General features: G+C 72.2%; 22 protein-coding genes and 1 tRNA gene. 8 read left to right on the top strand and 15 right to left on the bottom strand.

Annotated features, from left to right (window positions below):
- Nucleotides 1–8: 8 nt before the first annotated feature.
- Together ACNQOV_RS01550 and ACNQOV_RS01555 are read right to left on the bottom strand one after the other, a co-directional pair.
- On the bottom strand, nucleotides 9–962 hold the full coding sequence (locus tag ACNQOV_RS01550) for a carbohydrate ABC transporter permease (protein WP_402267504.1): 954 nt from the start codon (nucleotides 960–962) through the stop codon (nucleotides 9–11).
- Nucleotides 963–992: 30 nt separating this feature from the next.
- Nucleotides 993–1,937, bottom strand: a complete 945-nt coding sequence (locus ACNQOV_RS01555; RefSeq protein ID WP_402268011.1) for a carbohydrate ABC transporter permease — start codon at nucleotides 1,935–1,937, stop codon at nucleotides 993–995.
- Nucleotides 1,938–2,164: 227 nt separating this feature from the next.
- Here ACNQOV_RS01555 and ACNQOV_RS01560 point away from each other — a divergent pair, with 227 nt between their 5' ends.
- Together ACNQOV_RS01560 and ACNQOV_RS01565 are read left to right on the top strand one after the other, a co-directional pair.
- Nucleotides 2,165–3,436 (top strand): Gfo/Idh/MocA family protein, encoded by a 1,272-nt coding sequence (locus tag ACNQOV_RS01560; protein WP_416393301.1) that lies wholly within the window; start codon nucleotides 2,165–2,167, stop codon nucleotides 3,434–3,436.
- A gap of 73 nt (nucleotides 3,437–3,509) precedes the next feature.
- Entirely contained in the window at nucleotides 3,510–4,523 is a 1,014-nt protein-coding gene (locus ACNQOV_RS01565) for a LacI family DNA-binding transcriptional regulator (RefSeq protein WP_402267510.1), read from the top strand.
- 148 nt (nucleotides 4,524–4,671) lie between these two features.
- Here ACNQOV_RS01565 and ACNQOV_RS01570 read toward each other — a convergent pair whose 3' ends face one another.
- Nucleotides 4,672–5,118 carry a winged helix-turn-helix transcriptional regulator gene (locus tag ACNQOV_RS01570; protein ID WP_416393062.1) on the bottom strand — a complete coding sequence of 149 codons (447 nt, stop codon included), beginning with the start codon at nucleotides 5,116–5,118 and terminating at the stop codon, nucleotides 4,672–4,674.
- Nucleotides 5,119–5,199: 81 nt separating this feature from the next.
- Here ACNQOV_RS01570 and ACNQOV_RS01575 point away from each other — a divergent pair, with 81 nt between their 5' ends.
- Entirely contained in the window at nucleotides 5,200–5,895 is a 696-nt protein-coding gene (locus ACNQOV_RS01575) for an SDR family oxidoreductase (protein WP_022907683.1), read from the top strand.
- 403 nt (nucleotides 5,896–6,298) lie between these two features.
- On the opposite strand, the gene ACNQOV_RS01580 is transcribed toward ACNQOV_RS01575, so the two are convergent.
- Nucleotides 6,299–6,859: a GrpB family protein gene (locus tag ACNQOV_RS01580; protein WP_022907682.1), complete on the bottom strand. Its 561-nt coding sequence runs from the start codon at nucleotides 6,857–6,859 to the stop codon at nucleotides 6,299–6,301.
- 83 nt (nucleotides 6,860–6,942) lie between these two features.
- On the opposite strand from ACNQOV_RS01580, the gene mtnN reads away from it, so the two are divergent.
- Complete coding sequence (gene mtnN / locus ACNQOV_RS01585) at nucleotides 6,943–7,665, top strand: 5'-methylthioadenosine/S-adenosylhomocysteine nucleosidase (RefSeq protein ID WP_022907681.1); 723 nt, start codon at nucleotides 6,943–6,945, stop codon at nucleotides 7,663–7,665.
- Here mtnN and ACNQOV_RS01590 read toward each other — a convergent pair.
- The 5 genes from ACNQOV_RS01590 to serS all read right to left on the bottom strand — a co-directional run bounded on the left by ACNQOV_RS01590 (nucleotide 7,662) and on the right by serS (nucleotide 12,022).
- Nucleotides 7,662–9,149 carry a family 20 glycosylhydrolase gene (locus ACNQOV_RS01590; protein WP_416393064.1) on the bottom strand — a complete coding sequence of 496 codons (1,488 nt, stop codon included), beginning with the start codon at nucleotides 9,147–9,149 and terminating at the stop codon, nucleotides 7,662–7,664. The genes mtnN and ACNQOV_RS01590 overlap by 4 nt on opposite strands.
- A gap of 83 nt (nucleotides 9,150–9,232) precedes the next feature.
- Nucleotides 9,233–9,766 carry a GNAT family N-acetyltransferase gene (locus ACNQOV_RS01595; protein ID WP_416393065.1) on the bottom strand — a complete coding sequence of 178 codons (534 nt, stop codon included), beginning with the start codon at nucleotides 9,764–9,766 and terminating at the stop codon, nucleotides 9,233–9,235.
- Nucleotides 9,766–9,853 (bottom strand) — tRNA-Ser (locus ACNQOV_RS01600). Before ACNQOV_RS01600 ends, ACNQOV_RS01595 begins: the two co-directional genes overlap by 1 nt.
- Nucleotides 9,854–9,905: 52 nt before the next feature.
- A complete protein-coding gene (locus ACNQOV_RS01605; RefSeq protein ID WP_416393066.1) occupies nucleotides 9,906–10,760 on the bottom strand; it encodes an HAD family hydrolase in 855 nt (284 codons plus the stop codon).
- Nucleotides 10,757–12,022: a serine--tRNA ligase gene (serS, locus tag ACNQOV_RS01610; protein WP_416393068.1), complete on the bottom strand. Its 1,266-nt coding sequence runs from the start codon at nucleotides 12,020–12,022 to the stop codon at nucleotides 10,757–10,759. The genes ACNQOV_RS01605 and serS overlap by 4 nt, the downstream gene beginning before the upstream one ends.
- Nucleotides 12,023–12,196: 174 nt before the next feature.
- On the opposite strand from serS, the gene ACNQOV_RS01615 reads away from it, so the two are divergent.
- Nucleotides 12,197–13,267 (top strand): diacylglycerol/lipid kinase family protein, encoded by a 1,071-nt coding sequence (locus ACNQOV_RS01615; protein ID WP_402267582.1) that lies wholly within the window; start codon nucleotides 12,197–12,199, stop codon nucleotides 13,265–13,267.
- Nucleotides 13,268–13,324: 57 nt separating this feature from the next.
- Here ACNQOV_RS01615 and pheA read toward each other — a convergent pair whose 3' ends face one another.
- The 4 genes from pheA to ACNQOV_RS01635 are packed head-to-tail and all read right to left on the bottom strand — an operon-like array spanning nucleotide 13,325 to nucleotide 16,676.
- The gene (pheA, locus tag ACNQOV_RS01620; protein ID WP_416393070.1) at nucleotides 13,325–14,281 is read right to left on the bottom strand and encodes a prephenate dehydratase; all 957 of its coding nucleotides are present in this window, start codon (nucleotides 14,279–14,281) and stop codon (nucleotides 13,325–13,327) included.
- Between the two features lie 52 nt (nucleotides 14,282–14,333).
- A complete protein-coding gene (locus tag ACNQOV_RS01625) occupies nucleotides 14,334–14,879 on the bottom strand; it encodes a MarR family winged helix-turn-helix transcriptional regulator (protein WP_022906312.1) in 546 nt (181 codons plus the stop codon).
- Between the two features lie 28 nt (nucleotides 14,880–14,907).
- The gene (locus tag ACNQOV_RS01630) at nucleotides 14,908–15,345 is read right to left on the bottom strand and encodes a hypothetical protein (RefSeq protein ID WP_022906313.1); all 438 of its coding nucleotides are present in this window, start codon (nucleotides 15,343–15,345) and stop codon (nucleotides 14,908–14,910) included.
- Nucleotides 15,342–16,676, bottom strand: coding sequence for a molybdopterin-dependent oxidoreductase (locus ACNQOV_RS01635; protein WP_416393071.1), 1,335 nt, complete (start codon nucleotides 16,674–16,676; stop codon nucleotides 15,342–15,344). Before ACNQOV_RS01635 ends, ACNQOV_RS01630 begins: the two co-directional genes overlap by 4 nt.
- A gap of 54 nt (nucleotides 16,677–16,730) precedes the next feature.
- On the opposite strand from ACNQOV_RS01635, the gene ACNQOV_RS01640 reads away from it, so the two are divergent.
- Genes ACNQOV_RS01640 through ACNQOV_RS01650 form a run of 3 tightly spaced genes read left to right on the top strand, consistent with a single transcriptional unit; the run spans nucleotide 16,731 to nucleotide 19,467 of the window.
- Entirely contained in the window at nucleotides 16,731–18,176 is a 1,446-nt protein-coding gene (locus ACNQOV_RS01640) for a glycosyltransferase 87 family protein (protein ID WP_416393072.1), read from the top strand.
- A gap of 5 nt (nucleotides 18,177–18,181) precedes the next feature.
- Nucleotides 18,182–19,225 carry a GTP 3',8-cyclase MoaA gene (gene moaA, locus ACNQOV_RS01645; RefSeq protein ID WP_416393073.1) on the top strand — a complete coding sequence of 348 codons (1,044 nt, stop codon included), beginning with the start codon at nucleotides 18,182–18,184 and terminating at the stop codon, nucleotides 19,223–19,225.
- Nucleotides 19,226–19,227: 2 nt separating this feature from the next.
- Nucleotides 19,228–19,467, top strand: coding sequence for a MoaD/ThiS family protein (locus ACNQOV_RS01650; RefSeq protein WP_022906317.1), 240 nt, complete (start codon nucleotides 19,228–19,230; stop codon nucleotides 19,465–19,467).
- A gap of 28 nt (nucleotides 19,468–19,495) precedes the next feature.
- Here ACNQOV_RS01650 and ACNQOV_RS01655 read toward each other — a convergent pair whose 3' ends face one another.
- Nucleotides 19,496–20,527 carry an ABC transporter ATP-binding protein gene (locus tag ACNQOV_RS01655; RefSeq protein WP_416393074.1) on the bottom strand — a complete coding sequence of 344 codons (1,032 nt, stop codon included), beginning with the start codon at nucleotides 20,525–20,527 and terminating at the stop codon, nucleotides 19,496–19,498.
- Complete coding sequence (locus ACNQOV_RS01660) at nucleotides 20,524–21,294, bottom strand: ABC transporter permease (RefSeq protein WP_416393302.1); 771 nt, start codon at nucleotides 21,292–21,294, stop codon at nucleotides 20,524–20,526. The genes ACNQOV_RS01655 and ACNQOV_RS01660 overlap by 4 nt, the downstream gene beginning before the upstream one ends.
- Nucleotides 21,295–21,374 lie beyond the last annotated feature (80 nt).

The following is a 21,374-nucleotide window of genomic DNA, read 5'->3' on the forward strand; positions in this document are numbered from 1 at the left end:
GCTGGTCCCTACTTGATGCCGGAGAAGCCGATGGAGTTGACGATGCGCTTGGCGAAGAGGCCGAACAGCAGCATCATCGGGAGCGCCGCCACGAGGGTCGCCGCCATGAGACCGGCCCAGTCGGTGCCGGACTGCGGGGACTGCGACTTGAAGACGCCGAGCGCGACGGTGAGCACGCGGGAGCTGTCCGTGTACGAGACCATCAGCGGCCAGAAGTAGTCGTTCCAGGCGGTGATGTACGTCAGCACGGCGAGCGTCGCGATCGGGGCGGACGCCATCGGCAGGATCAGGCGGAAGAACACCCGGACCTTGCCGGCGCCGTCGATGAGCGCGGCCTCCTCGACCTCGCGCGAGATGCCGAGGAAGAACTGGCGGAGGAAGAACACCGCGAACGGGGTCATCAGCATCGACGGCAGCGAGATCCCGAGCAGGGTGTCGACGAGCCCGAGCGACTTGATGAGGGTGAAGTTCGGCAGGAGCGTGAAGATCGTCGGGACCATGAGGCCGGCGAGGAACACCCCGAAGACCCGGTCGCGTCCGGGCCACCGCAGGCGTGCGAAGGCGTACGCGGCGCCGGCGGAGAAGAACACCTGGCCGACCGTGATCATCGTCGCCGTGACCACCGAGTTGAGGAGGTAGCGCCAGAAGTCGATCGCGGCGCCCGAGCCTCCCTGGGCCAGGGCCTCCTTGGTGGACTGCAGACCGAACACGCGCTCGAACCCGCCGAGGCTGAAGCCGGTCGGCAGCAACGAGGTCGGGTCGGCCGAGATCGCGCCGTTCGAGGACAGCGCGGTGCGGAGGATCCAGTAGAAGGGGAACAGGGTCACGACGATGACGGCGATCATCGCGATCCAGGCGATCACGCGGCCGACCGAGGGCTTCCGACGCGGCGGGCGGGTGCCGCGGGTGGTGATCGCGCGGGTGGTCTGGGGCTCGACCACCGGGGGCAGGGTGCTGGTCATCTTCGACTCGCTTCCGTGTGCGCTCGGCCGTCAGTCCAGGTCGCTCTCGCCGGAGCGCGAGAGTCGGTACTGGATGACCGTGATGATGCTGAGGACGATGAGGAGGGCCACCGAGACGGCGGACGCGTAGCCGAACTGGAACCGGCCGAACGCCAGGTTGTAGATGTAGTTCTGCACGACGTTCGTGGCGTTCGCCGGGCCGCCCTGCGTCGCGATGGCGACGGTGTCGAACACCTGGAACGAGCCGATGATCGTGATGATGAGCACGAGCGACAGGATCGGGCGGAGGAGCGGCACGGTGATGCGCCAGAACATCTTCCACTCGCTCGCACCGTCGATGCGGCCGGCCTCGTAGACCTGCTCGGGCAGCGCCTGGAGCCCCGCGAAGATGAGCAGCGCCGTGTAGCCCACGTTCCGCCAGACGTTGATGAACGCGATCGTGGGGATGCCCCAGAAGTCGCTCTGCAGGAACGGGATGCGGCCGACGCCGATCGCGGACAGGATCTCGTTGCCGATGCCGAGCTGCGTGTCGAGGATCCAGAGCCAGATGAGAGCGGCGACGACGTTCGACACCAGGTACGGCGCGAGGACGATCCCGCGGACGAAGGTGGACTTGGTGAGCCGGTGCATCATCACGGCGATGAACAGCGCGAGGATCGTCTGGAAGCCGATGTTGAGCAGGACGTACTCGACCGTCACGGCCATCGAGTGCCAGAAGATCGAGTCCTGCACGAGGCGGACGTAGTTCTGCAGGCCGGTGAACACCGGCGGCGTCAGCAGGTTGTAGGTCGTGAAGCTCAGGTAGATGCCGCGGACCGTGGGCCACAGCAGGAACACCGCGAAGCCGACGCTGGCCGGGGCGATGAATACCAGCGCCAACCAGAGGTCGTTCCTCGGTCGGCGGCGCGGGGAGGTGGTGCCGGCACGAGCGAGGTCGGCGGACCGACTCCTGCGTCTCGTGCTGGCCGTCGTCAAGGGTGACGACACGGGGCTCTCGGTGGCCATCGCGACTCCTTCGTCTGCGGTGGACTGGCGTGCGGCAGTCCGTGAGCCGGGAATCTACACGTGGGGACTGCTGCTGGCAAGAGGTTCTGATGCAGGAATATTCGGGGGTTGTCACGTGTAGACCTTCCGTGTCAGGATGACGACCGTTCGCATCGGAGCGACCTGCCCGGCGACGCATCCAACACCTGGAAAGGTCACTGATGATCTCTGTCGGAATGGTCGGCGCCGGCCAGTTCGCCCCCCAGTTCGCCAAGCTGTTCAAGCTGCACCCGGACGTCGACCGCGTCTACGTCACCGACCTCGTCGACGACCGCGCGTCGGACCTCGTCGAGTCGCAGCACCTCGACGGCACCTTCCCGGACTTTGACGCGGTGCTCGCCTCGGACGTCGATGCCGTCGCGATCTTCACGCAGCGCTGGACTCACGGCCCGCTCGTCGTGCAGGCACTCCGCGCCGGCAAGCACGTCTACTCGGCCGTGCCGATGGCGATCTCCGTCGAGGAGATCCAGGCCATCATCGAGGCCGTCCGCGAGACCGGGCTCACCTACATGATGGGTGAGACGAGCTACTACAACCCGGCGACGGTGTTCGCCCGGTCGAAGGTCGCCGAGGGCGCCTTCGGACGTGTCTTCTACGCCGAGGGCGACTACGTCCACGACATGGACCTCGGCTTCTACGCCGCCTACCAGTTCAGCGGCGGCGACGACTGGAAGCGCACCGCCAGCTACCCGCCCATGCTCTACCCGACGCACTCGGTCGGCGGGGTCCTCGGGGCGATCCCGGGGCACGCGGTCAGCGTCAGCTGCATCGGCGTCCGCGACGACCGCGGCGACGGTGTCTTCGACAAGGACGTCAGCCAGTTCGACAACGACTTCTCGAACGCCACCGCCCTGTTCGAGCTCGACAACGGCGGGGTCATGCGGATCAACGAGATGCGCCGTGTCGGGTACCCGTCGCACATCCGCGAGTCGCGGTTCCGCTACTTCGGCACCGAGGCCAGCTTCGAGCAGCTCGCCAAGGTCAGCGTGTGGCAGGACAAGGAGGACTCGCACGACATCAGCGACCAGATCGACACCCAGGCGACGATGGAGCTGGACGACCCGCGCCTCGCCGGGGTCGACCCCTCGCTGCGCGACGCGTTCGTCTCCGGCTACGCGGCCGTGCACGACACCGACCGTCTGCCGGCCGAGTACGCCGGGGTGCCGACCGGACACGAGGGCAGCCACCAGTTCCTCGCCGACGACTTCGTCCGCGCCGTCGTCGACCGGACCCTGCCCCCGGTGAACGCCTGGACCGCCGCCCGGTTCACCCTGCCCGGGATCGTCGCCCACCAGTCCGCACTGCAGGGCGGGATCCGCCTCGAGGTCCCGGACTTCGGCGACGCCCCGACCCCGGCCGACGCGACGACGTCCGGCGCAGCGGCGTCCGGCGGCGCGACCGGTGCCGGGGGTCCGACCGCTGCCGTCTAGGATTCCAGCAACAACCGTCGTTCGGGTGCCGGTCCGTGTGGACCGGCACCCGAACGCCATCGAGGAGGCGTCCGTGACCAGCCCGACCACCCCGAGGGCGGTCACGCGCGCGGACGTCGCCCGGTACGCGGGCGTCAGCACCTCGGTCGTCAGCTACGTCGTGCACGACGGCCCCCGTCCCGTCGCGGCCGCGACCGCCGCCCGGGTCCGCGACGCCATCCGCGTGCTCGGGTACCGGCCGAACGCCAGCGCCCAGGCCCTCCGCACCGGGTCCTCGAAGATGCTCGGCCTGATCGTCCCCGAGCTCGACAACCCCTTCTGGTCCGAGCTCGCGGTCGCGGTCACGCACGCGGCGACCGCGCGCGGCTACGACGTCCTGCTCGCGAACAGCGACGGTGACGCGGCCGGCGAACGGGACCGGCTCCGCACGCTCTCCGCCCGGCAGGTCGACGGGATCATCGTCACGAGCATCATGACGCGCCCGGACCTGTCGACCGTCTCCGACCCGGGCATCCCGATGGTGCTCCTCAACACCTTCTTCGAGGTCCCCGACTACGCGAGCATCGGCGTGGACGCGCTCCGCGGCGCCCAGGACGGGACGCGGCACCTCATCGAGCACGGCTACCCGTCGATCGGGCTCGTGATGGGACACGCCGGCGGCTTGGAGCTGCGCGAGCAGGGCTGGATGCGGGCACTCCGCGACGCCGGTCGCCCCGACGGCCCGATCGTCCGTTGCGACTTCACCCGCCGCGGCGGGTACGAGGCCGGGCTCCGCATGTTCGGCGACGGCGCCGGCCCGCGTGCCGTCTTCGTCAGCTCCGACATGCAGGCGATCGGGCTCATGCGGGCCCTCTGGGAGCTCGGGCTCCGCGTGCCGGAGGACGTCGCGATCGTGTCGTTCGACGGCGCCGCCGAGTCCGACTGGACGAACCCGCAGCTCACCACGGTCCGGCAGCCGATCGAGACGATGGCGGTCGCCGCGGTCGACCGGGTGCTCGGACTCGACCTCGACAACCAGTGGCACCGGGACCTCGTCCCCGCCGAGTTGGTGCTCGGCGCGAGCTGCGGGTGCGACGTGCGTCGCTGACGCACCCGCCTGTCCGGGAGGCGCGGTGCGGGCCCGACCCGCGCCTCCCGTCCGACGGCGGTCCCGTCCACGGACCGCACCGCACTGCCGACATCGCGCGCGTCGGTCGACGCGCGCGTCGTCGCAGAGCGCGTGCGGAGCAGCGCGGTCAGCCCAGTGCCGCCGCGAGCTGGTCGCGAGGCACGATGCGTCCGGTCGCGGGGACGACCGCGGCCGACTCGACGGTGTCGCCCGTGCCCACGTCGACGAAGCGCAGGTCGGACGACCGCTCGGACGGTCGGTGCCGGTCCGCCCAGCCGCCGAGGGCGAGGAGCACGAGCGAGAGGTCGCGGCCGGCGTCGGTGAGGACGTACTCGTCACGGACGCGGCCGCCGTCCGGCTTGTAGGCGTGACGCTCGAGGACGCCGCCCTCGACGAGGGAGCCGAGGCGCGCCGTGAGGACCTCGCGCGGGATCCCGAGACTCTGCTGGAACTGACTGAACCGGGTCGCGCCGGCGAGGGCGTCGCGGACGATCATGAGCGTCCACTTCTCGCCGAGGACGTCGAGGGATCGCGCGATGGGGCAGCGCTCGTCGCCGCCGAGGATGCCGAGCATGGATCCATCCTACCTGGGTTCGGAATCCAGACACATCGTGCTAGGTTCACTTTCCGTACTCAACATTCGACAGGAGAACCCATGACCACCCTCACCGACGCCGTCGTCCTCGTCACCGGAGCGAACGGAGGCCTCGGCACCGCGTTCGTCCAGCAGGCCCTCGACCGTGGTGCCGCCAAGGTCTACGCGACAGCCCGTTCCCCGCGCACCTGGGACGACGAGCGCATCGTGCCGCTCGTCCTCGACGTCACCGACCAGGCGAGCGTCGACGCCGCCGCACGTGCAGCAGCAGACGTCACGATCGTCGTGAACAACGCCGGCATCGGCGGCTCCGCGCCGCTCCTCGAGACCTCGGTCGACGACGTCGAGCGAGTCTTCGCCACGAACGTCTTCGGCGCGCTGCGGGTCGCCAAGGCCTTCGCGCCGTCACTCGCCGGAGGCGCCCTCGTCGACGTGCACTCGGTCCTCAGCTGGATCGCGCTGGCCGGGGGCTACTCCGCCTCGAAGGCCGCGTTCTGGTCGATCACGAACTCCCTGCGGCTCGAGCTCGCCCCGCAGGGCACCCAGGTCGTCGGGGCGCACCTCGGCTACACCGACACCGGCATGACCGCCGACCTCGACGTCGACAAGGCCGACCCGGCAGACATCGTGGCGGCGATCTACGACGCCCTCGAGGCCGGCGAGCACGAGGTCCTCGCCGACCAGATCAGCCGCGACGTCCGCGCCGGCCTGAGCGCCCCGCTCGCTGCGCTCTACCCGGCACTGGCGACCGCCTGATGCTGTGCCGGCCGGCTCCTCACGCCGGACACTGGCCGGCGCTGGCGACCGCCTGACGCCGGCGCTGGGCGGCTCCGCACACCGGACACTGGCCGGCTCTCACGCCGGGCGCTGACCGAATCCGCACGCCGGGCACTCGCCGAATCCGCACGCCGGGCACTCGCCGACTCCGCACGCCGGGCACTCGCCGGCTCCGGACGCCGACGACGACGCGCGGGGAGCCGGACAGTCCGGGGCACTGCCTCGTCACCACCGCGGGACGGGGTGTTCCGCGGGACGGGGCGTTCTGCGGGACCGCTGACCGTTCCGGTTCACGAAACCCGCGATCTGTGAACCGGAACGGTCACACCCGCGGAAGGATGCGGGCTGCGCCACGCCTCGGGTCAGCCGCAGGCACCGCGGGTCACCCGTGTGCGCCGCGGCTGGTGATCCCCGCGGTGTCGGCGGCGATCGCGGCGCGCTCCGACGCTGACAACCCCGCCCGGCGCAGCGCCCGGTCGAGGACGGCGGACTTCTGCACGAGGTACGCGTCGATGTCCGACGCCTCGGCCGCGGCCCGGCGCTTCACGGCGGCGTACTCGTCGCGGAGGCCGTCGTCCGCGCGCAGGGCATCGCGCACGCCCAGGTGGTTCCGGAGCGCGAGCGACCCGTCTGCGACCACGTAGGTGTTGCTCGGGGCGAAGCGCTCGGGCGTCCGGAACGCCTGACGACCGGGGATGCCGAGATCGCCGCGGGGCACGAACCCGATCGCGGCGAGCGCCTCGACGGCAGCGGGCACGGCGGACTCGTCGACGACCACGTCGACGTCGATCACGGGCTTCGCGGCCAGCCCGGGGACGGCGGTGCTCCCGACGTGCTCGATCCGGTGCGGGACACCCGCGGCGAGGAGAGCACCGGTGTACGCGGTCCGGAGCACCACGAAGCGCCGCGGCCACTCCGCCCGGTACTCGACGACCTCGACCACACCGCTCCCTCGTCTCCGCGTGCACCGAGCACGGTACGCGCACCGGTGTCCCGACGGTCAGCGCGGCGTGCGAGGATCGATCAGTGCAACTCCCTCCCCCGGTCGCGATCGTCATCGCCGCCATGAGCGAAGAGGTCTCGGCGTTCGCCGGCCTCCTCGGTGGCGTCCCCATCCTGGACGGTCCGGTCGGCGGCCACGACGAGCACCACCTGCTCGACGTCGCCGGTGCGACGGTCGCGGTCCGACGCAGCGGGATCGGCTTCACGAACGCCACCGCCGCGGTCGCGCACGCCTTCCACGACTTCGGCTCGGGCATCCCGGTGATCAGCGTCGGCACCGCAGGTGGGCTGATGCGCGGCGTCGAGATCGGCGACGTGATCGTCGGCGACCGCTACGTCAACCTCAACGCGGACGCCACGGCGTTCGGCTACGCGCTCGGCCAGGTCCCGGGCATGCCGACCGGGTACGCACCCGACGACCGGCTCGTGTCGCTCGCCCTCGCGTCGGACACCGGGGACCGCCTCCGCGCCGCGACGATCGGCTCGAGCGAGATCTTCGTCACCGAGGGTCGTGCCCGCGCGCTCCGGACCGCGTTCCCGTCCGTCGCCGCGGTCGACATGGAATCAGCGGCGATCGCGCAGTTCGCCCACGTCCACGACATGCCGTTCGTGTCGGTGCGGTGCATCAGCGACCTGTGCGCGCCGGACGGCGACGAGTTCAAGGAACACCTGGACGACGCGGCGGCCCGTGCCGCCCGGGTGGTGCACGACGTCGTGACCGGGCTCGCCGCACGAGCGGAGTCCTAGCGCGCGGCGGTCTCGAGCATCGCGACCACGTGCGGGGTGCTCCAGCGCAGGAGTGCCGCGCCAGGCGGGTGCTCGAGGTCCTCGCCCCAGATCGCGACGGCCGCACCGGACATCGGAGCGGCGAGGCGCTTCCCGGAGTCCCCGTCCCAGTCGCGGAGTGACCAGTGCGCACGGAGATCCTCGGCCGCGTACCGACTGTCGGCCGGGTCCAGGTCCGTCGGCACCTCGTAGAGGTAGTACGAGTCGTAGTTCAGCAGGTCGATCCCGGCCGCGGCCAGGTCGGGCGCCGACGCTCGCCGCTCCCGCCGTTCGCGCCGTTCCGCCTGGTCCTCGGTGTCGCCGTCGAAGCTCCAGTACGTGACGTGGATGCGGGGGTCCAGCCGGCCGATGGCCGTCCGGTCGATCCCGTCGTTCCAGGCCCAGACCTGCCGGTCGCCGGCCGCGGCGGCCATCGTGTTCAGCCAGCGCACCCGCTGTGCGGCGGTGACGTCATCGCCCCACTCGTCCCCGCCGATGTGCACGGTCCGGCTGGACGGGAACGTCCGGGTGACCTCGGCGATGACTCGGGCCGCCAGCGCGGAACTCTCCGGCGCCGACGTGTCGAGTTCGCTCGCACCCGCCCGGAGCCGGTCGACAAACGCCTTCCCGTGCCGGGCCTCGAGGAGGGCGAACGCGGCAGCCATGTGGCCCGGGGTGTCGACCTCGGGCACGATCGCGATGCCCCGGCGCGCGGCGTGCGCGGAGATCGCTCGTGCCTGCGCGACGCTCAGGAACGGTCGCCCGGTGACTCGACTCGTCCAGACGCCGTGGTCGAGGTCGGCGTCCGCGAGCGTCTGCCCGAGGACCGCGCTCTCGATCCCGACGTTCTGGTCGTCGGTGAGGTGCAGGTGCAGGAAGCGGCCGCCGTGGTCGGCGAGCAGGTCGATGTACCGCTCGATGAGCGGTACCGAGTAGTACGCGCGAGCGACGTCGAGCATCACGCCGGTCTCGGGGCGTGCGCCGGTCGCGCGCGTCGTCGTGACGCTCCGAGCCGAGGCACCGCAGTCGGGCAGTGAGAAGACCCCGGTGCAGGCGAGGACGGCGTACGTCCCGGCCGGCACGCGCTGCGGAGCAGAGTGCGTCGCCCGGACCGTGGCGCTCGCACCCGGTGCGAGCGACCGGACCGCGACGTGGCCGAGGGTGTACCTGCGGCTCCCGGCCGTCAGTGCGAGCCAGGCGTCGACGGCCGGCTTCCGCACCGTGGTGGTGTTCTCGACGGTCACCGCGGTGCGGACCGTGGTGCCGGTCGCGGTGGCGGCGCTGGTCGCGGTGACCTGCACGACCGTCAGCCGCGGTGCCGCGGACCCGACGGCGGTCTCCGGCGGTCCGGCGATCGCGTCGACCCCGACCACGACCCCGGCAGCCAGGGCGATCGCGAGCCCGACGGCGACGGTCCGCCGCAGGACGCGAGGTGTTCCGCCCCGATCACGTCTCCCAAGCTGCACAGCGCACCGCCCTCGAACCCGCACCTCGTGCTCCCGCGCCCACACCAGCAGGCCCTCGGAGCGTACCGGATCACCCGGCGTCGTCACCTGCCCCGCCCGCCTGTGGCGAGGAGCTGGAACATGACGTGGTCCCGCCACGCCCCGTCGATCCGGAGGTACTCGGGCGCGAGGCCGTAGCGCTCGAACCCCGCAGCGAGCAGCGCCCGCTGGGAGCCCAGGTTCTCGGGCAGCGTCTCGGCCTGGACGCGGTGGAGCCCGAGCACCTCGAACGCATGGGCCGCCGCGGACCGGACCGCTCGCGAGGCGTGTCCCTGACGAAGCCGATCGGCGCGGATCCAGTAGCCCATCGCGCACGACTGCAGCGCTCCGCGGGTGATGCCGCTCAGTGTGATCCGGCCGAGCAGTTCACCGTCGCCGGACTCGATCACGAACGGGACGGACGTGCCGGCGCGCTCGGCGGCGAGCGCCTGGACGATGACGTCGTGCTGCCCCGCCTCGGTGAAGTACGACCGCGCACGCGTCGGTTCCCACGGCCGCAGGTGCTCGACACTCGCGGAGACCACGGCGGCGAGCGTCCCAGCGTCGTGGACGCTGATGAGCCGCAGGCGTGTGTCCATGGCGGAGGGTGTGGGATTCGAACCCACGAGACATTTCTGCCCACCTGTTTTCAAGACAGGCTCCATCGGCCGCTCGGACAACCCTCCAGCGACGCGACCACGTGGCGAGACGTGATCGCGTCCCGGGAAGTCTACCGGGCTAGCGCGGCAGGGAGTCGAGCGCGGCCGCGAGGCCGTCGTCGGTCACGCCACCGGTGATCTCGTTGCCCGCGTCGACGACGTCGTCGGGCGCCTGGCCCATGACGACCCCGCGGCCGGAGGTCGACGCCCACCGCAGCATGTCGATGTCGTTGCGGCCGTCACCAGCGGCGAAGACCCGGGAGCGCGGGATGTCGAGCCACTCGCGCACGCGTTCCATCGCGGTGGCCTTGGTGACACCGAAGGGTGCGATGTCGAGCCACGACGTCCAGCCGACCGAGTAGGACACCTTGTGCAGCCCCATCTGCTCGACGACCTGCAGGAAGTCCTCGGTGTCGTGTCCCGGGGAGATGACGACGACGCGGGTGGCGTCGACGCCGAGCAGCTGCTCGAACGGCACGTGCTCACCGGCGACGGTCATCGTGTCGTCGGGGAAGTTGCCGGAGAGCAGGAAGTGGCCGGTCTGGTCCTCGACGCCGAACGCGGCGTTCTCGAGGGCACCGTGGATCGTCCGGAGGACCTCGCTCGGGTCGAACTGCTCGACGTGCACCCGCTCGTAGGACCCGTCGGGGCGGCGGGCGAGGGTGAGCGCACCGTTCGCGCAGACGAGGTACTTCGGCTCGATGCCGAGCGTGTCCAGCAGCGGCACGGTCATGCCCTCGCTGCGACCGGTGGAGAGCATGACCTCGTGCCCGGCGGCCTCGGCAGCGTGCAGTGCGGCGATCACGGCGTCGGTGACGACCCCGTCCTCGCGCATGGTGGTGCCGTCGATGTCGAGCGCCACCAGCCAGCGCTTCGTGCGGGCGGGCGCTCCCGCATCGGCCGCGCCGTCGACGAACCGACCCTGCGTGCTCATCGGGGCTCGATCACCTCGACGCCGCCGAGGTAGGGACGGAGGACCTCGGGCACGACGACCGAGCCGTCGGCCTGCTGGTGGGTCTCGAGGATCGCGACGATCCACCGGGTGGTCGCGAGCGTGCCGTTGAGGGTCGCGACGGGCGCGGTCTTCCCGCTCTCGGTGCGGTACCGGATGTCGAGGCGACGTGCCTGGAAGGTCGTGCAGTTCGACGTCGAGGTGAGCTCGCGGAAGGTGCCCTGCGTCGGGACCCACGCCTCGATGTCGTACTTGCGCGCGGCGCTCGTGCCGAGGTCGCCGCCGGCCACGTCGATCACGCGGTAGTGCAGCCCGAGGTCCTGCAGCATCTGCTCCTGGTACCCGACGAGCTTGGCGTGCTCGGCCTCGGCCTGGTCCGGGTGGACGTACGCGAACATCTCGAGCTTGTTGAACTGGTGCACGCGCAGGATGCCGCGGTTGTCCTTGCCCGCCGACCCCGCCTCGCGGCGGTAGCAGGTCGACCAGCCGGCGTAGCGCAGGCCGTCGCCCTCGTCGAACGACAGGATCTCGTCGGCGTGGAACCCGGCGAGGGCGACCTCGCTCGTGCCGGTCAGGTAGAGGTCGTCGGCCTCGAGCCGGTACACCTCGGCCGCGTGCTCGCCGAGGAAGCCCGTACCGGCCATGGTCTCGGGGCGCACGAGCGTCGGGGTGATGAGCGGCTCGAACCCGGCGGCGATCGCGCGGTCGAGGCCGAGCGACATCAGGGCGATCTCCAGCCGGGCGCCGAGGCCGCGCAGGAAGTAGAACCGCGAGCCGGAGACCTTCACGCCGCGCGGGATGTCGATGATGCCGAGGTGCTCGCCGAGGTCGGCGTGGTCCTTCGGCTCGAAGTCGAACTCGGGCTTCGTGCCGACGGTGCGGAGCGTGACGAAGTCGTCCTCGCCGCCCTTCGGCACGTCCGGCAGCACGACGTTGGGGATGCTCCGGACCACCGCGTTGAAGGACTCCTCGGCGGCGGTGACGGTCGCCTGCGCCTCCTTCACCTGCGCGGCGAGCGCCTGGGCCTGCTGCACGAGCGCGGCCTTCTCGTCCTTCGGGGCCTTCGCGACGGTCTTGCCGAAGGCGTTCTGCTCGGCCCGGAGGGACTCGAACGAGGTGATCGCGCTCCGCCTGGCCGCATCGGCGGCGACGGCCTCGTCGACGACGGCGACGGAGGCGCCGCGCGCCTCCTGCGAGGCCTTGATGACGTCAGGGTTGTCGCGCAGGAGCTGGGGATCGATCACCGGATCATCCTAGCCAGCGCCGGTTGCGGGCCGGGTGCGAGGCGGGTCCGAGGTGGGTGCGAGGTGGGTGCGAGACGGCCTGGAGGCGCGGTGCGGGCCCGCCCCGCGCCTCCAGGCCCGCGACGGGTCGATCCCGGCATCCCCTCGCAGCATCCGATCGGTACCGTTGGCTGCATGTCGACCCCATCGGAGACCGCGTCTGCGGGCCAGGACGCCCTCCAGACCGAGCAGCGGACGGCCGCGGTGGTCTACAACCCGGTCAAGGTCCACCTGCCGACCCTCAAGCGCACCGTCGAGAAGCACCAGCAGGAGGCCGGCTGGGCCGAGACCCTCTGGTTCGAGACGACCGAGGAGGACCCGGGCGGCGGGATGGCCCGCGCAGCGCTCGAGGCCGGAGCCGACGTCGTCGCCGCCGCCGGTGGGGACGGCACCGTCCGTGCCGTCGCCGAGGTGGTGCACGGGTCGGACGCCTCGCTCGCGCTCCTGCCGAGCGGCACGGGCAACCTCCTCGCGCGCAACATGAAGCTGCCGCTGGACGACCTCGGCGGGATGGCGAAGGCGATCTTCGTCGGGCACGACCGGCCGATCGACTTCGGGCTCCTCGGCGTCGAACGTCCGGACGGGTCCCGCGACAAGTACGGGTTCGTCGTGATGGCCGGTCTCGGGCTCGACGCCCGCATGATCGCCAACACCCGGCCCGAGCTGAAGAAGCGCGTCGGGTGGCTCGCGTACCTCGACTCGCTGCTCCGCTCGGTGCGCGACGCCGACGGCTTCGAGTTCAAGTACCGGCTGGACGAGTCGGCGCGCAACGGCTCCGTCCGGGCCCACTCCGTCATCGTCGGCAACTGCGGCATGCTGCAGGCCAACGCCATGCTCCTGCCCGACGCCGAGATCGACGACGGTGTGTTCGACATCGTCGTGATGCGCCCACGCGGCTTCTTCGGCTGGGTCCGGATCGGCGCCCGGGTCTTCTGGGAGAACGCGATCCTGCGGTCGTTCCGTCGGTCGGCCCTGTCCGACACGCTGATCGGCCGCCGGATCACCACGGCCGCGAAGCAGGAGCGCCCGCTGCGGTACATGCGCGGCGAGGAGTTCACGCTGCGGCTGTCGAAGCCGGACGAGTTCGAGATCGACGGCGACCCGGTGGGCGAGATCGTCGCGTTCCGGGCGCGGATCGACCCCGGGTCGCTCGACGTGCGGGTCCCCGACGTCGAGCCGAGCCCGGCGCGCGGTCGCCGGCGCTGACGCCCGGCGCGCGGTCGCCGGCGCTGACGCGCGGCGGCGCCGTGGCCGCTGCGCGGCTCAGTCCGCCTGGGGCTCGCCGGACACGATCGCGCGCAACCAGTCGCGCGCCTCGACGAACGCGACGTCCGAGTAGCGGGCGGGCACCTCGGGGCGCACCCCGTCGGCGCGCGGGTACGACCCGAGGAACGTCACGCGCGGGCTGAACCGCCGCAACCCGAGCAGGGCGTCGGCCACGCGCTCGTCCCGCACGTGCCCGTCGAGGTCGATGACGAACCGGTACCGCCCGAGCTCGTCGCCGATGGGCCGCGAGGACAGCAACCCCATGTTGATCCCCCGCGTCGCGAACTGCTCGAGCATGTCGACGAGGGCGCCGGGGTGGTCGGCCGGCAGCTCGACGATGACGCTCGTCTTGTCGGCGCCGGTCGGTGCGGGCAGCGCCAGGGTCTTCGACACGAGCACGAACCGGGTGACCGCCGAGGCGTTGTCCCCGATGGACGACGCCAGGACCTCGAGCGCGTAGTGGTCGGTGATCCCCGGGGGTGCGACGGCGGCGTCGGCGGTGGAGTGCTCGTCGAGCAGGGCGGCCGCGGCGGCGACGTTCGAGGACGCCGGGATGTGCCCGTGTCCGCGGACGTTCGCCTCGAGCCAGTGGTGGGTCTGGGCGTAGGCCACGGGGTGGGCGTTCACGGTCCGGACGTCGGCGAGCGCGGTGCCGGGCCGGGCGACGAGCACGAAGTCGACGGGGACGAGGTACTCCCCCACGATGCGGACGCCAGGGATCCGCGCGAGGGCGTCCTGCGTCGCACTGACACCGCCGTCGACGCTGTTCTCGATCGCGATCACGGCGCCGATCGACCGGCCGCTGACGACGTCGTCGAGCGCTTCCCCGACGTTGTTCACGCTCCGCCAGGGTTTGCCCGCCGCCGCGTCCACGAGCTTGAGCGCGGCCTCGGTGAAGGTGCCGGCGGGTCCGAGGTAGGAGTACGTGTCGGACGGCGCGGCGGACTCGGTCATGCCGCGAGCCTATTGCAACGCCCGCGGCCCGCAGGCGTGCGTGCCGGTGGCGTCAGTCGGTCGCCGTGCCGGTCAGTCGGGCCTCGCAGATGGCGGGCTCGTCATCGTCGCGCGGGTAGGTCAGCGCGGCAAAGCGCCCCTCGGGGTCGAGCCGGCTGAGGAGCGCCGCGGCGATGCCGTCGAGCTGCCCGACCTGCTCGTCGCTCAGCGCGTCGATCACCATGCGGCGAGCGGTCCGGACGTGGTCCGGCGCCGCGTCCACGATGGTCGCGTAGCCGGCGTCGGTGAGCCGCACGTCGGTCGCTCGCCGGTCGTCGGTCGAGGGGCAGCGCGAGACGAGTCCGCGCTTCTCGAGCCGGGACACCACGTGCGACAGCCGCGGCAGCGAGGCGTTCGTCGCCGAGGCGAGCGCCGACATCCGGAGCGTCCGGGAGTCGGTCTCCGAGAGCATCGCGATGACCATGTAGTCGAAGTGCGTCAGGTCGGCGTCACGCTGGAGCTGCTGGTCGAGCGCTGCGGGCAGGAGCTCCATGACCGCGACGAGCTTCATCCACGCGCGCAGCTGGTCGCGGGTGAGCCACGGGGTGTCGTCGGTCATGCTCCCACCCTACCGAAAGGTTGTCGGTTCAACCAGTGGTCACGCGGGGTCGGGCCGGACGCCGCGCTGCGACCACGAGCACCGCCACCACGACGAGTAGCAGCACCCCCTCGACGATGAGCAGCCGGGCACCGTAGTCGAACGGCAGCACGGTCGGGTTCTTCTGCCCGTGCGCCTTGGCCGCGATCTCGGGCAGGACCACCAGGGCGAGCACGCTCCCGAGGACGACGACCGCCTGCACGACGACGAGGGCCCACGCCCGGATCGTCCGCCCGGTCCGGCGCAGCAGCAGTCCCGCGCCGACGACGAACGGCGACAGGATCGCGTCGTGCAGGACCACGGCCCCGAGGAGCCAGGTCGCCAGCCCCCAGATCCGGTTCGGTCGGACGGTCGTCACGAGGACGTACGCCCCGAACGCGATGACGAGCACGCCGACCACGACGAGCACGATGCGTGCGGCCCTCATGCGATCACCTCGATCTTCTCGATCCACTTCGTCTGCAGCACTCCGGGTCGTCCGGGAGCGATGATCCGCGCCGGGAACCCGTGGTCGAGGTCGAGCGTCGCGCCGTTCAGCTCGAGCGCGATGAGCGTGGTCGGGTCCTCGGCGTACTCGGGGCCCATCTCCATGATCCGGTAGCCGCCGTGCCGCTCGAGGCTGGTCACCCGTACGTGCGATCCCGGCGCCGCCTGCACGGCCGCGAGCAGGTCGACCATCCGCACGCCCTTCCAGGTCGCCATCTGGCTCCAGCCCTCGACGCAGGCGATCGGGAGCCGGGCGACGGCCCCTCCGAGCGCCACGAGCTCCGCCCGCGAGAAGGTGCGGCTGACGTCGTGGCCGACGACGGTCAGGGTCCAGTCGGCCGCGGTGGCGGTGGCCAACACGCCGGCGGCGCGGGCCGTGCGGTTCACCGGCAGGTCGTTCGGACCGCGGTGCCGCTGCCGGGCACCGAAGACGTTGAACGGCTCGGCGAGCACCGAGGACTGTCCCGCGGTCAGTGCGACGACCCCGACGGTCGCCGCGGCGACCCCGGCGAAGAACCCGCGACGTGCGACCCGCTGGCGGCGTCCGTCCGCCTGCCCGGCGGTGGTCCGGGAGGCGCGGCTCGGCTCCGCCGCGTCGGCCGGCGGTCCGGCAGGCGTTCCGGCCGGCACGCCGTCGACCCAGCGGAGCACGCGGCCGGTGAGGCCGCGGGGGTATCGGGTGCCCGGCTGCGCGCCCGGAGCCGACGCGGCGGGCTGCGCCGGGACCGGCGGGAGCAGCTCGCTCCCCGCGTCGGGATCGACCACGAAGCGTCCGTGCTCGTCGTAGGAGTCCCGCTTCCGCCAGTACCGGGTGATCAGGCGGAGCTTCACGCCGATGTGCAGCACGAGCGACCCGATGAGCACGTACGCGAGCGCGTTGTGGACCTGCTTGAACGGGAACGGCCACGGGTACCACTGGTAGGTGTTCAGCAGGCCGGTGGTCACCTGCACGATCGCCGACGCGACGAACACCGCGATCGACAGTCGCTCGAGCAGGTGCAGCGGCCCGCGGACCGGCGGGGTCTGCAGGAGCGCCGGCATCACCGTGTTGAGCTTCGCGAGCAGCAGCGGGATGATCGCGATGCCCGCCGTGATGTGCACGCCCTGCGTGACCTGGTAGAGCTGCACGGGCCGGGTCGGGAAGCGCATCCACGACAGCGGCTCCTGCAGGAAGTAGCTGAAGACACCGGTCCCGAAGCAGACCAGGAAGGCGATGCCGAGCAGCCGCCCGAGCACGACCGCCGACCGCGCGTTCCGGTTCGGGGACGCCATCACGGATCGTGCATCCAGCAGCAGCCCGCGGACCATGGATAGCCTCGACGGACCATGAGTGAACGACGTCGCCCCGGCCGACTCCTGCCGACCGTGCTGGCCGTGGTCGGCGTGCTCGCCCTGTCGGGCGTCATCGCCTTCGGCGTCACGCATCTGGGGTTCCTCCGGTCCGGTCATCGTTCCCCATTCGTTGCGTGGACCCTGATCGCTTGGGCGGTGTTCGCCGCGGCGGTGCTCGCGTTGCGGTTCGTGCCGGCGAAGTGGATGACGTGGCTGGTGGTCGGAGGTGGTCTGGTCGTGGGGCTCGCCGCCATCGCCGGGCCGCCGAACACCAGTACCGACTCTGCACGCTACGCCTGGGACGGCATCGTGCAGCACGCCGGGATCTCACCGTACGCGCACACGCCCCAGTCGACGGCGTTGTCCGGTCTGCGCCCCGACTGGCTGTTCCCGGACAAGGTCGACGGCACGTGCAAGCCGCTCGAACCGCGCTTCCGCGGGCTCGGCGACGGTGCCGACGGGCACTGCGTCGCGATCAACCGGCCGGACGTCGTGACGATCTACCCGCCGATGGCCCAGCTCTGGTTCGCCCTCGTCCGGGCGTTCGTACCGGCCACCGCCCAGTACATGCCGTTCCAGGTCGCCGGGCTGGTCGTGTCGCTCGGCGTCACCGTCGGGCTCGTCGCGGTGCTGCGGAAGCTCGGTCGTCCGACCTGGTGGGCGGCGCTCTGGGCCTGGTCGCCGCTCGTCGCCTCCGAGGCGGTGACGAACTCGCACGTCGACGCACTCGGGGCCGCCCTCGCGACCGCCGGTGCCGTGCTCGTCGTCTTCGGCCGGCCGATCTGGGGCGGGATCGCCCTCGGCGCGGCGACGGCGACGAAGCTCATCCCCGCGATCGTGTACCCGCCCCTCCTCGGCCGGTGGCGGCACTGGTGGGCGATCCCGGTGGGCATCGCGTTCTTCGGTCTGCTCTACGTGCCGTACGTGCTGTCGACCGGCCTCGACGTCCTCGGCTACCTGCCGGGGTACCTGTCGGAGGAGGGCTACGAGGACGGCTCCCGGTTCGCCCTCGTCTCGCTCGTGTTCCACGGCGACGCGGCGACGATCGTGGTCGGCCTGCTCGTGCTGGCGGCGGCCTTCGTCGCCTGGCGCCTGTCCGACCCGTCGCGTCCCTGGTCCGGCGAGGTCCTCATGATCGGCGTCACGTTCCTCGCGGTGACCCCGCGCTACCCCTGGTACGCCCTGCTCCTCATCCCGTTCGTGGTGCTCTCGGGCCGCTGGGAGTGGCTGTCGATCGGACTCGCGATCGCCCTGCGCGGGGTGTGGCCGTCGGCGGACGCCTACCGGTGGTGGCTCGCCGCCGCGATCGCCGTCATCGTGGTCGTCACCCTGGTGCGCACCCGGCGTGCCGACTGGGGGCGCTGGGGTCGCCGGCTCGCCTTCCGGGAACGCGCGATCGCGCAGTCGTCAGGTGCCGGGGCCGCCGAGGACGTACGCTGACGCCCATGGCACCAGCGACCCTGCTCGGCTCCTCCGACGGCCTGCTCGACCGGTTCGGACGGCGCGCCGTGGACCTGCGCGTGTCGCTGACCGAGCGCTGCAACCTCCGGTGCACCTACTGCATGCCGGCGGCTGGCCTGCCGTTCGCCCCCGACGACGCCCTGATGACCGCGGCCGAGATCGAGCGCCTCGTCCGGCTCGGCTCCGAGCGCTTCGGCGTGCGCAAGGTCCGGTTCACGGGCGGCGAGCCGATGCTCCGCCACGACCTGGTGGACGTCATCGCCCGCTGCGCGGCCCTGCCCGACGCCCCCGAGCTCTCGCTCACGACGAACGCGATCGGGCTCGCCCACCGCGCGGCCGCCCTGTACGACGCCGGCCTCCGACGCGTGAACGTCTCGCTCGACACCGTCGACCCGGACGTCTTCGCCACCGTCACCCGGCGCCCGTTCCTCGACAAGGTCATCGCCGGGCTCGAGGCCGCTCGCGCAGCGGGTCTCGCGATCAAGGTGAACGCGGTGCTGCTGCGCGGCGTGAACGACCACCTCGCACCCGACCTCATGCAGTGGTGCCTCGACCGTGGCTACGAGCTCCGGTTCATCGAGCAGATGCCGCTCGACCCCGACCACGCCTGGGACCGCACGTCGATGGTGACCGCGGCCGAGACCCGCGCGATGCTGTCGGACACGTTCGCCCTGGTGCCGGACGAGGCACCCCGCGACGGTGCTCCCGCCGAGCGCTTCCGCGTGCTCGCGCGGACGGCCGACGGCGGTGTCGGTGCCGAACTCGGCACGATCGGGATCATCGCGAGCATCACCGAGTCGTTCTGCGCCGACTGCACCCGCACCCGTCTGACCGCCGACGGCAACGTCCGGAGCTGCCTGTTCTCGGACGACGAGACCGACGTCCTCGGTCCGATGCGCGCCGGTGCCTCCGACGACGAGGTCGCCGAGCTCTGGCGTCGGGCGATGTGGGCGAAGCCCCGCGACCACGGCGACGACAGCGACGGCCTCGTGCACCCCACCCGCGGCATGAGCGCGATCGGGGGCTGAGCGTGACGACGATCCGGTTCTTCGCGGCGGCCCGTGCTGCGGTCGGCGCGGACGAGGTCACCGTGCGGGCCTCGGCGCTCGACGACGCGCTGCGGTCGGTGACGGCCGAGGACCCCGACCGCTGGCGGGCACTGCAGGAACGGTGCTCCTACCTCGTCGACGGGGTGACCACGCGCGACCGGTCGACCCGGCTCGACGGCGTGGCGGTCGTCGACGTGATGCCGCCCTTCGCCGGCGGCTGAACCGGTCCGTCCCGCGCAGAGCGTCGGGTCAGGCGGGCGGGTAGACCGTCAGCTCGTCCGGCGGCACGGCGATGCGCACGACGTCCCCGGGGACGAGTCCGAGCGTCGCCGCGACCGCCACGGTGACGTCGGCCACGAGGGCACCGGCCCGCACCCGGACGAGTCCGTCCCGCGGCTCGAGCGCGGTCACCCGGCGCGTCGGTCCGGCGCCGTCGCGGGTCACGACGGCGACCGTCGGGTGGTAGGCGGCGAGGGCGGGCGACCCGGGAGGCACGGTGTGCGTCGTCGAGACGAGCTCGCCGCCGTCGACCGGTGCGATCCCACCCCGGGTGGCGGTGCCGCCGACGAGCGTCAGCCCCGAGAAGGACGCCGCGAACGCACTGGTCGGACGACCGAGGACGGCGGCGGTCGGTCCCTGCTCGACCACCCGGCCACCCGCGAGCACGACGATGCGGTCCGCGAGGCCGACGGCCTCGAGCGGGTCGTGCGTGACGAGGACCGTCGGTCGACCGGTGCGGGCGGTGCCCAGGGCGGTCCGGACCTCGGCGCGGGCGTCGACGTCGAGCGCCGAGGTGGGCTCGTCGAGGAGCAGGAGCACGGGGTCGGTGGCGAGTGCCCGGGCGATCGCGACGCGCTGGGCCTGTCCGCCCGAGAGCGTCCCCGGGGCGCGGTCCGCCAACCCGGCCACGCCGACGGCGGCGAGGGCCGCGTCGGACCGGTGTCGCGCCTCCCGGCTGCCGGAACCGGTCGCGCGCGGTCCGTACGCGACGTTGCGGGCGACCGACAGGTGCGGGAAGAGGTCGGCGCGCTGCGCGACGAGGCCGACGCCGCGGCGGTGTGCGCGGACGCCCGTCAGGTCGCGCCCGCCGAGGACGACCGCGCCGGACCGGACCCGCAGCAGGCCGGCGAGGGTCTCGACGACGGTGGACTTGCCCGCGCCGTTCGGACCGACCAGCGCGACGCACTCGTCCGGGGCGACATCGAGTCGCACGTCGACGCCGCGGTCCGGCACCACGACGTGGGCGCGGAGGCCGCCGTGTCCCGGGTGGTCGCTCGTCATGCGATCACCGTCCGGGTGCGGACCGCGGACGCACCGATGACCACGAGCGCGACGACGACCAGCACGAGGGCCAGCGCGACCGCCGTGTCCGGGTCGATCTCGCGCTGCAGGTAGATCTCGAGCGGTAGCGTCCGGGTCACGCCCTGCAGGCTGCCCGCGAAGGTCAGGGTGGCCCCGAACTCGCCGAGCGCGCGGGCGAAGCAGAGGACGAGGCCGGCGAGGATCCCCGGCAGCACGCGTGGTGTCGTCACGGTCAGGAACGTCCGGGTCGGGGACGCGCCGAGCGTCGCGGCGACCCGCTCGAACCGGTCGCCGCCGACGCGCAGCGCCCCCTCGATGGACGACACCAGGAACGGCATCGCGACGAAGGTCTGGGCGATGACGACCGCGGTCGTGGTGAAGGCGATGCGGAGGCCGTGGTCGTCGAGCCACGCGCCGACCACGCCGAGTCGACCGAACGCCGCGAGGAGCGCCAGTCCCCCGACCACCGGCGGGAGCACGAGCGGCAGCAGGACGAGTGCCCGGGCCGCGCCGATCCACCGCGACGTCGACCGGGCGAAGAGCACGGCGAGCGGGTACCCGAGCACGAACGCGATCCCCGTCGCGGCCGCCGCGGTGCCGAGGCTCAGCCCGAGGGCCGTCAGCGACGCGGGTGAGGTGACGAGTGCGCCGAAGGAGCCCCAGTCGACGCGGCCGACCATCGCGAGGACCGGCACCACGACGAACAGGCCGCCGAGCACCGCCGGGAGCGGGAGCCACCACGGCACCGGCGTCCGGACGGCGCGGACCGCCCGCGGCCCGGCGGCGCGGACCGCTCGGTCGGGGGTGCGGCCGGCGTCACCGGTCG

Source organism: Curtobacterium sp. LFS084, from assembly GCF_047977705.1.
GTDB lineage: Bacteria > Actinomycetota > Actinomycetes > Actinomycetales > Microbacteriaceae > Curtobacterium.